We start from the raw sequence: 6993 nt of genomic DNA on the forward strand, positions 1-6993 counted from the left end.
GAGGCTCACTGTGCATCGACGTCGGTATGCGCATGAGAGCGTCCCTCGAAGCGGCAGAGGTGATCGTCCGGCTTACTTCCGATGCTCCGCCTCGCCTTGCACTCGGACTTTCACAGCCAGTGAAAGCTGCATCACTACAAACCGTGATCAACCACCGTGAACAGGCCACTTGTCCCACAAGGCACGCTCGCTCACCCGCACCGGGCGTGCGTACGCTGAAGACCGCCGACAACGACTAGGGGGCCCTTCCCATGCACCCGGCTGACGAGCACGCAGGACGGCGCATCGCCGACCTCAGGAAGATCAACGGGATGACGCAGGTCGCCCTCGCCGACGCCACCAGCTTCAGCACTTCCCTGATCGCCCAGGTGGAGACCGGGAAGAAGCCCGCCTCGGCGGCATTCGTCGCCGCCTGCGCCCGCGCCCTGCACGTCGACATCGGCACCATCTCCGGCCAGCCCTACCAGGCCGAACTACGGGCCGACCACCTCGAGCAGCTCATAGGCCCCATCCGTGAAGGCCTCGACTGGTACGACATCGGACCCGCCGACCCCCAGCTACGGCCCCGCCCCACCGCAGCGCTCGCCGCTGTCGCCGACGGCATGTGCGCCAAGGTCCGCGCCGGCCAGCTCCGTGCCGTCGCCGAGCTCCTGCCGTCCGTGATGCAGGAAGCCACCGCCGCCGCCTACAGCGAGGGCACCAGCGAGGCGTGGGGTGTTCTCGGCACCGTGTACCGCAACGCGTACGACGTGGCGACCAAGCTCGGCTACCAGGACCTGGCGGCGATCTCCCTGGACCGCATGGACTGGGCCGGGCAGCGAGCTTCCGACCCCGTCCTGTCCGCGCTCCGCCAGTACATGCGCGCCCTCGTGCATATGCGCATCGGCCGGTACGTGATGGGCGGACGCCTCATCGACGCCGGGCAGCGCCTCCTGCAGCAGGCCCCCGAGGGCACCGAACGCACCGCCATGTCCGGCCAGCTCCACCTCGGGTCCTCCGTCATCGCAGCCCGCAACGGCGACCGCGAAACCGCGCTGGGCCATCTCGACCAAGCGCACCTGGCGGCCGCGCGCACCGGCGAGGTCCCGAAGCTGCGGTGGGTTTCCTTCGGCCCCACCAACGTGTCCGCACACCGCGTCTCCGCGCTGTCGGAGCTGAAGGACTACCGCGGCGCCGTGGACGCTGCCGACGACATGCGCATCCCCGCAGGCTGGCCTCCGTCACGGACCGGCCGGCACATGGTCGAAGTCGCCAACGCACAGCTGTGGATCGGGCAGAACGACGCCTCGTTCAAGTCCCTCCTGGCCGCCAGGAAGGTCGCCCCGCAGCAGACCCGCTACGACTTCACGGTCCGCGAGACGGTCGCCGCGCTCGTCCGCGCGCAGCGCTCCACCCCGGACACGGTCGCCAACCTTGCGCAATGGGTCGGCATCTGACCTGGTGACAGACCACGAACGCCCCCGAACCCGTCCTGGGTTCGGGGGCGTTGTGCTGCACACCGCGTGCCGACATATTGCGTACGTAATAGAAGGTGGCTACGGTGGTGCACACAGGGCGAACGCCGCACTTGCCGGTAACGACGCCGCCCCTTGTGCACAACACCCAGCCGGAGCTGGGCGACCGATTCTTGCGCGAAAATCAACTGAAGGGAACCTCGCGTGACGTTCAGCTCCGGCCCCGTGATCCAGCTCTACGCCCTCGTCTTCCTGTGCACTGCACTCGGCTATCTATCGCCCAGCCTGCAACAGAGCCTCGGCGCATCCGTCACCATCGCCTTACCGCTGTACGCGTTCCACCAGCGCCCCAAGTAGTCGTGCAGCCCGGCCCGTTCACCGGGTCGGGCTATCTGCGTTGGGCAGGATGGGCGCACGCCTACGCTCTGCACATCGTCCTCCACTGGAAGGAAGCCCCTTGAACAACCACCAGTCATCACGACCGACACCTGACCAGTGGGCACACGCAATCGACATGCTCCTCGAAGTCCAGCGCACGCTAGCCGACTCCGTCACGTCCAGCTGCGTCGAGGAGCACGACCATCACATCGTCGGACTCCCCTCGGGCGTGGAAAGCGCGATGCCCGGGGGAGCACGCATCGAGGCTGCCCTGCACGCAGTCATGGGTGCGAGGCATCTGATTCAGCAGGCCGCCACCGGCACCGAACTGCGGGGGGTGCCGATTCTGGAGCGTGCCCAGAAGGACTTCGCCTTGGCCGGCGGCTACGTTGCCGCTGCCTGGACCACGGAACTGAACGAAAGGGTCGACAGGCGTTCCAAGTAGGAGCGGGGCGCACTGCACAGGATCACGGTTCGGCGAAAGTCCCGCCCGGGGCGCGCGCAGGGCGCATCATGCACCCCACGGATCGCGTCACCCCGGGGGAACCATGCGCCGCACCACCACTGCCTTGCTCGCCACCTGCCTCGCCCTTGGGGTGGCCGGCTGCTCCGGCAGCGACGGAGACGGGAAGGCGGCAGCCCCGGCGAAGACCACCGTCACCGCCACCCCGACCGCCACGCCCTCGCTCAGCCAGGCCGAAATCAAACGGCAGTGCAGCGTCGCCGTCGCGGAAGCAGCCCCCGAATGGGACGACTGGAACTTCAACACCGGCAAATGGCAGGACGACCCACGCACCCCCGACGTCTGCCAAGGCCTCGCCGACAAAGAGAACCGGCCCCGCGGTAACCGGGAGTTCATGGACGCGCTCATCGACGGCCTGGACATGGCCGACGACCCACGCGCCGAGCAGTGACGGCCGGCGTCTAGTCGGCGGGCGTCCACGGCGGGTCGTGGGGGGTGCAGGTTGTGCCGCAGTTCCAGCACTCGAAGTCGTCCACCCGGTACTTCTGCGTCCACCAGGACACGATGGGCTCTCCCCAGACGACACAGTCGGCGTCGCACCATCCGCACACGAACTCGAACTCCACGCCGCCCCCTCCCCCAAGCGCACCCGCAGGCGGGCTGCGCATCGTCCAGAGTGCCCGCGAGCGCGTACGGCGACAACACGGCCCGCGAGACGGCTGATTCCGGCCCGCCCGGGGCAGGCCTGCCTGGAACGATGTCCACCCTCCGAGGGAAGGAGTCCGCATGGCCATCATCGGCCCCGGCCCAGACGACCCCGAATACGACAACTACGACCCCGCCTGGCGGCACCAGGACACTCCGTTCCGGAGGTGGGTGTACGAGAAGCTCACCGCGGCAGGGTTCACCGTCGCCCACGACATGGCGACCTCCTGCGCCCCCGCCAACCGGTACAACGGCCTCAGCGACGACCAGGTCGACGAAATCGCCTTCCTCGCCCACGTCACCCACGACGAGGTACGCGCCGCCCACAAAGCGGATCTCGCCGAATGGGCGCGCGAGCAGCAGCTGCGGGAGCATCCGGACCTGGCAGTCCTTGATGCCGACCTCGACCGGATCTCGCACCGCCACTGACCGCGCGACCGTGCGTGGGCCCCGGAATCTGGCCGCCCTGCTGACGGGAGGACCCTCGAGCGGCCATGCTGGGTAGATGTCCGGGGATACGCAGCCGCAGCCATGCCAGGCCTGCCAAGGCCTGCGCGTCACCGAGCACGAAGAGCACACCGTCGAAACCGATGAGAACGGGCACCAGAAGCCGGTAGTCCACCGGTGGACAGGCCCCTCCACCACTTGCAACGGCAGCGGCCAAGGCTGAACGGCACCACCCGCACCACCCCGGGGAGAGCGATGCGCGACACCGACGGACCCAAGCGGCAGATCTACCTGTGCCTGGGCTGCGCAGGCCAGTACCTGCCCCCCGAGTCGATGACCTACCCGAGCCTGGGTGTGGACGCCTCCCCCGTGCACTGCTCCAACCCTGCCTGCGCCTCCTCCGTGACGGCCTCCCTGCAGTACATCCCCGTCCCCCCGGAGCGGGTTGCCGAGCTCGCGCGGCGTGCGGCCGGCCTGGACGGGCCGGTACGGCGCGGCAGGCCCGGCCGCATCGCCCGCGGGCGGCGCGCGCAGGCTTCCCCCGGGACGGGGCGCTCCAAGCTGCTGTAGCCGTCCAGGTCAGGACATGCGTCACCCGGTCGCTTGAGCCACTGTACGGCCCGTGTGGCGCCTGAGGCGGCCTTGGCCCGGCAACTCCCCCACCGTCCCGTCCGGTTCGCTCTCTGGCGCTGCCACGGACCGCCTGGCAACTCTGGAGCATGGGGGAAAACCAGCGCATTCAGCCTGTACCCGACGATCCGCCACCGCGACCCTGGGAGGGCGTGGACCGGGCGCAGGCCAACGCCGACGGCGCGCTCGGCCCGGCCCCACCCGCACCCCCGATCTGCCCCGACTGCGGCCTCGCAGGCGACCGGTACCCGACCTGGACCGATGCGTGGATCCTGCTGGAGCCCGTGCACCCGCGCGAGACGCTGCCCTCCCACTTCGTGCCGCCACGCCAACGCTGGATCATCGACAGTGACGGGCACGCCTGGAACAGTCACGACGCCGAACCCACCCCGGGCGCCGAATGCCGCATCGCGCACCGCATCGTCTGCCCCGGCCTGGACGAGTCCGAGCGCGACGACCTGTGGCCGTGGCTGACGTCCTGGCGTGAGGAGAACGCCCGCCGCGCACAGCGCAAGGCCGACGGAGAAGGGCTGCCGGGCTTGCCGGACGTGGGGTAGCCAGCGGCGCCTGCCTGGCGGTCGCGGGCGGCTGACAGCTCACCCACCCTCCGTGTCCGCGGGATGGGTCGAGGCGTACAGGGTGACGGCCACCCCGTCCTCGCCGGGCAGATGGTGCGGCTCGGACGGTCCGGTGGCGTTCAGGTGCGCGGCGATCGTGTACGCCAGCGCGGTCACAGTCTCCGGGTCGGCGGACTGGATGGTGATGCGGGCCAGGCCCGGCTGGGTCAGGTGCAGGTGACGGGTACTCATGGCGGGGGCGACGCAGGCGGGTGTGGCAACGGTTCGGCGTGGCGGGCCGGTTCACCCGATCCCGCGATCTTCCTGCGGTCCTGAACGGGTCACCCTAAACCCTGCTTTATGTATTGCGTACGTAATAGATGAGCGGTACGGTGGAAGCCACACCACATCGAGGGGGAACCCGATGGCCACCGCGACCGAACCCACCACCACCGTCTACGACATCGAATCCAACACCGTCCTCTACCGCATCCCCGCCACCGAAGCCCGCCGCGACCTCGACATGCACCGCGACTGTGGCGCCACCGTCCACGAATACGGCACCACCGACCGCAACGACGCACCCCTTCACGTCGTGATCACCGTCGCCCTCCCCCGGCGCCGCTGCGCCCCCGACCAGGGCGCCGTCTACGAGTTCCCCGGCTCCCCCGCCACCGACCCGACCGATCCCCCCACCCCCCAAACCCCGACGGCCGACCCGGCCAACCTCCCCGCGCCGCCCGCCCCCACCGGCACCTTCGCCACCGCCCTCGCCCTCTACCGCACCAAGGGAGCCGCCCACGCCCCGAACCACGCCCTCATGGCCGGCCTCTGCCAGGACACCATCCAGACCCTCGTCGGCGCCGTCTCCCCGCAACTCGTCTGGGAGGGCGCCATGAAGAACGGCCTCACGGCGAAAGAGCTCCTGCACCTGTGCAACACCGACTTCATGGCCGTCGACGACCTCCAGTGGATCTAGCACCACCGCCCCGGCCCTCACAGGCCGGGGCAACGCGCTGCCCGAACCGGGCCACCCTGGAAACTCCGGCCACCCCTTCCCAGGAGCCGCACATGACCCTCACCACGCCTGCCGCCCGCGCCATCTGGGAGCACCTCGTCCAGTGGCAGCCCGCCACCGCCGCGGACCTCACCCAGCACCTGCGTGCCATGCCCGACGACTGGCCGCTCCGCGTATTCGACGTCGGCCGCCCGGACGCCGCGCTCACCCTCCCGCCCGGCGCCGAGGGCGAGCAGTACCCCGACCGCGCACCCGAGATCGCCCCCTACGACGACATCGCCGCCCACGAGGACTGCCCGGCGTGCGCCGAGGCCGGGGACAACTGCCGCTTCCACACTGGGTACGCGGCCGGCCACCGGGAGGCGAACCAGCCGCTCCACGACGCGCTGAAGGCCCGGCCGGACATGACCCTGCGCGAGTTCGCGGCCTGGAGCGCTCAGGTAACCGAGGCGCAGGAGTACGGCATCGAGCCGTCTGCGCTACCCGCCGCGCCGTCGACGCCCGCCGATACCGCCGAGCGCAGCGAGCGGTACGCCGTGGCGATCCACGACGCCATGGAGTCTGACCTCTCCCTGACCGACCAGGAACCGCGCATCCAGGCCCTGTTCGCCTGCGCCGCCGAAGCCGCAGTCACCGTCGCAGACAGAGAGCAGGCCGGCCTGCGAGCCGAGCTGGACGCGGCCACCCGGCAGATCGACGCGCGGCGCCAGGAACTGCTCCGCGTGAACGAGCGGAACGCCGACGAGATGACTCGCTTCCGCGCGATCGAGGCCGCCCATACATCCCTCGTCCACCGGGCCCACGACATGAACGACGACCACCTCATCGACGCCATCGCCCGCGCGAACCGGGAGACCGCCGACGAGGCGCAGCAGCAGACCGAGGACCTCGCCGAATTCCACCGCGAGGGCGCAGAGCTGGTCTGCGTGGACATGTGCGGCAGCTGTGACGCCTGCGGAATGGAGCCCTTCGGGACCCCGGCCGAGGGCTGGCGGGAGGCGGCCCGGTTCCTGCGTCGGACGCCCCGCGACTCGGCCGACTTCCTCAGCGCGATCCGCGGCGCCCGCCTCATCGAGACCGAGCTCCGCCGCCTGGCCGACGAGGCGCAGCAGACGGAGGCGGCACGGTGACCGCCGGGATCCCCACCTTCTTGCTCGACTACCTCACCCAGCGCGACGCGGCACGCGCCCAAGGCGCAGCCGACCAGTTCGCCACCCTCACCGATCGTGAACGCGGCCTCGTCCACGACGCCGCAGTCATGGGCTACGTACAAGGCATGCGGCAGGCCCACCAGATCGTCGCCCTCGTCGTCCAGGAATGCCTCGCCTTCGCCGAGCTGTA

General features: G+C 70.1%; 12 protein-coding genes. 10 read left to right on the forward strand and 2 right to left on the reverse strand.

What is annotated here, in order from left to right; all coding sequences use genetic code 11:
- Positions 1–251 precede the first annotated feature (251 nt).
- The 4 genes from ABD378_RS17165 (at position 252) to ABD378_RS17180 (ending at position 2746) form a co-directional block, all read left to right on the forward strand.
- Positions 252–1436 carry a helix-turn-helix domain-containing protein gene (locus ABD378_RS17165; protein WP_344521789.1) on the forward strand — a complete coding sequence of 395 codons (1185 nt, stop codon included), beginning with the start codon at positions 252–254 and terminating at the stop codon, positions 1434–1436.
- A gap of 222 nt (positions 1437–1658) precedes the next feature.
- Complete coding sequence (locus ABD378_RS17170; protein ID WP_344521790.1) at positions 1659–1811, forward strand: hypothetical protein; 153 nt, start codon at positions 1659–1661, stop codon at positions 1809–1811.
- Positions 1812–1911: 100 nt separating this feature from the next.
- Positions 1912–2277 (forward strand): hypothetical protein, encoded by a 366-nt coding sequence (locus tag ABD378_RS17175; protein ID WP_344521791.1) that lies wholly within the window; start codon positions 1912–1914, stop codon positions 2275–2277.
- A gap of 103 nt (positions 2278–2380) precedes the next feature.
- Entirely contained in the window at positions 2381–2746 is a 366-nt protein-coding gene (locus tag ABD378_RS17180) for a hypothetical protein (RefSeq protein WP_344521792.1), read from the forward strand.
- 10 nt (positions 2747–2756) lie between these two features.
- Here ABD378_RS17180 and ABD378_RS17185 read toward each other — a convergent pair whose 3' ends face one another.
- The gene (locus ABD378_RS17185; protein ID WP_344521793.1) at positions 2757–2921 is read right to left on the reverse strand and encodes a hypothetical protein; all 165 of its coding nucleotides are present in this window, start codon (positions 2919–2921) and stop codon (positions 2757–2759) included.
- Between the two features lie 160 nt (positions 2922–3081).
- Between ABD378_RS17185 and ABD378_RS17190 the strand changes: the two genes are divergently transcribed.
- The 3 genes from ABD378_RS17190 (at position 3082) to ABD378_RS17200 (ending at position 4634) form a co-directional block, all read left to right on the forward strand.
- Positions 3082–3429, forward strand: coding sequence for a hypothetical protein (locus tag ABD378_RS17190; protein WP_344521794.1), 348 nt, complete (start codon positions 3082–3084; stop codon positions 3427–3429).
- Between the two features lie 273 nt (positions 3430–3702).
- Positions 3703–4017, forward strand: coding sequence for a hypothetical protein (locus ABD378_RS17195; RefSeq protein ID WP_344521795.1), 315 nt, complete (start codon positions 3703–3705; stop codon positions 4015–4017).
- Between the two features lie 212 nt (positions 4018–4229).
- Positions 4230–4634, forward strand: a complete 405-nt coding sequence (locus ABD378_RS17200; protein ID WP_344521796.1) for a DUF6083 domain-containing protein — start codon at positions 4230–4232, stop codon at positions 4632–4634.
- Positions 4635–4673: 39 nt separating this feature from the next.
- Here the strand turns inward: ABD378_RS17200 and ABD378_RS17205 are convergent, their stop codons facing one another.
- Positions 4674–4886 carry a DUF6207 family protein gene (locus tag ABD378_RS17205; protein ID WP_344521797.1) on the reverse strand — a complete coding sequence of 71 codons (213 nt, stop codon included), beginning with the start codon at positions 4884–4886 and terminating at the stop codon, positions 4674–4676.
- Positions 4887–5058: 172 nt separating this feature from the next.
- Between ABD378_RS17205 and ABD378_RS17210 the strand changes: the two genes are divergently transcribed.
- The 3 genes from ABD378_RS17210 to ABD378_RS17220 all read left to right on the forward strand — a co-directional run.
- On the forward strand, positions 5059–5613 hold the full coding sequence (locus ABD378_RS17210; protein ID WP_344521798.1) for a hypothetical protein: 555 nt from the start codon (positions 5059–5061) through the stop codon (positions 5611–5613).
- Positions 5614–5705: 92 nt separating this feature from the next.
- The gene (locus tag ABD378_RS17215; protein ID WP_344521799.1) at positions 5706–6782 is read left to right on the forward strand and encodes a hypothetical protein; all 1077 of its coding nucleotides are present in this window, start codon (positions 5706–5708) and stop codon (positions 6780–6782) included.
- The coding region (locus ABD378_RS17220) for a hypothetical protein (protein WP_344521800.1) at positions 6779–6993 on the forward strand (215 nt) is incomplete at its 3' end. The genes ABD378_RS17215 and ABD378_RS17220, both read left to right, overlap by 4 nt.

It is taken from the genome of Streptomyces rectiviolaceus (assembly GCF_039533825.1).
In the GTDB taxonomy this organism is placed as follows: Bacteria; Actinomycetota; Actinomycetes; order Streptomycetales; family Streptomycetaceae; genus Streptomyces; species Streptomyces rectiviolaceus.

Coding starts and splice junctions, on each gene's coding strand:
- ABD378_RS17165 (WP_344521789.1), top strand. CDS start 252: ATGCACCCGGCTGACGAGCACGCAGGACGGCGCATCGCCGACCTCAGG.
- ABD378_RS17180 (WP_344521792.1), top strand. CDS start 2,381: ATGCGCCGCACCACCACTGCCTTGCTCGCCACCTGCCTCGCCCTTGGG.
- ABD378_RS17190 (WP_344521794.1), top strand. CDS start 3,082: ATGGCCATCATCGGCCCCGGCCCAGACGACCCCGAATACGACAACTAC.
- ABD378_RS17195 (WP_344521795.1), top strand. CDS start 3,703: ATGCGCGACACCGACGGACCCAAGCGGCAGATCTACCTGTGCCTGGGC.
- ABD378_RS17205 (WP_344521797.1), bottom strand. CDS start 4,886: ATGAGTACCCGTCACCTGCACCTGACCCAGCCGGGCCTGGCCCGCATC.
- ABD378_RS17210 (WP_344521798.1), top strand. CDS start 5,059: ATGGCCACCGCGACCGAACCCACCACCACCGTCTACGACATCGAATCC.
- ABD378_RS17215 (WP_344521799.1), top strand. CDS start 5,706: ATGACCCTCACCACGCCTGCCGCCCGCGCCATCTGGGAGCACCTCGTC.